1 protein-coding gene is annotated in these 1,558 nt (G+C 40.6%); it reads left to right on the top strand.

Annotation, left to right across the window (positions count from 1 at the left end):
• Positions 1-725: 725 nt before the first annotated feature.
• Positions 726-1,445, top strand: a complete 720-nt coding sequence (locus GNF10_RS36775) for a hypothetical protein (RefSeq protein WP_185581955.1) — start codon at positions 726-728, stop codon at positions 1,443-1,445.
• The last annotated feature ends 113 nt before the right edge of the window (positions 1,446-1,558 follow it).

Genomic DNA, 1,558 nt, shown 5'->3' with positions numbered 1-1,558 from the left:
ATATTTAATACAATAGTTATATCCCTCTTCTGTCACTCTCTGAAAACATTTGCCATTTCTGGATTCTAGAGCTTTTGTATAGCAAGTGATCGCGCCATTATTTTCTAATAACAAATACAAGACCCATTTTTTCTAATACATAGTATAGCTTGTATTGATTGGCTCATAAGGCTTTTAGCGATCACTCCCCCGGAGAGTGACAGAAGAGGGATAATAATATTTCTTAGAAGATACAACCTGCTACCAAAAACGAAGTTTCTGTACATTGTTGCCCCGAGAAAAAAGGTAAAATTTCCTTTCAGGAATAGTTTTGAAATAGGAAGTATCTACTTTTATGGAAAAAAACATATCTGCGAATCTAAATTTCGCAGATTCATTATCAGATTTCCAAGAGGATGTTACAAAACTTTTATATTGTAAAAATATCGGAGACGCAGGCTTCCAAAAGAAATAAAATAATTTCCTCTGACTCTAACTGTTAGCTAAACACAGGTATAGGAATCCGGTTTGATTACTGTTCGCGCAGCGTGGCGTAGCCATATTTACTTGCGTGGGGAGGCAACAAGGAATATAAAATAGGGAATAGGAAAGAAAGGATAGATCCGTACTGAGTCTTGTTCAAAAATCAAATAGTATTTTTATAGAAGAATAGAAACGACCTCCCCCTGTTTAACGTATTGTAGATATCGTTAGTCTGCCATCTTTGACTCTGGATAATCAATAAAATGTTAAGACTTTATCATTTATTACTAGGTTCTACTTTGCTGGTGTCAATACCACTGGGAGCAAAATTTGTTCTTCCCCAATTTTCTCCACCCAAAGAGGTAAAGTCCCCTACCGTTGGAAAACTTCCCACCTCTAACGAGGGTAATATCTGGCAGAAAATCCTGGGAAATACTGCTGCTCCAACGAACTGGCAAGTTGCCGCTTGTGAGGGAAATGCACCCCTGTTGTGTGTCTCTTCCAAGGGTAAACGTTTGGGTACAGTTGAGATTAACATTTACCCACTAACAAACAATGAGGATTTCCGAAAAAAACTCTTAGCAGCTGGTATTCCAAGTGGTTCCCAAGTGGACTACCAAAGTTCCCAATACCAAACCCAGGTATTACCAGTACTTAAAGCTTGGGTTGCAGATCACTACGCTGCATTTGCGAAAGATCGTCAGAGTGAATATGGAAAAGAGATTACTTTCTCAGCCTACCCACCGCAACCAGTACCTATTGGTAAACTTCAGGGAATCCGCTATGGCTTCGCCGGACTCAAGGAACAAGGTGGAGTAAAAGAGCAACATATCGGTCATGTTGCCTTTGATGGCAGTAAACTTTACGTAATTACCACTGCATTTGATCCAGGTACGCAGACAGGTAAGTTTGAGCAACTGGAAAATTTGGCTATTTTTCAACCTTACTTGTATGCGATCGCATCCGATCTACGTTTACCCTAATGATCATGGGGTATGGGGCATTGAAAAGAGGCACAGCGCAGGGGGCATTAGGCAAAACAGTTCCGAGTGCTGTTAGCGGTAGCGGGGCGTTGAGCCTGTGCTGAGTTAGGAGT

It is taken from the genome of Nostoc sp. UCD121 (assembly GCF_014222285.1).
In the GTDB taxonomy this organism is placed as follows: Bacteria; Cyanobacteriota; Cyanobacteriia; order Cyanobacteriales; family Nostocaceae; genus Nostoc.
Note: the sequence above shows the minus strand (reverse complement) of the source record. Positions and strands in the feature narration are given on the sequence as shown.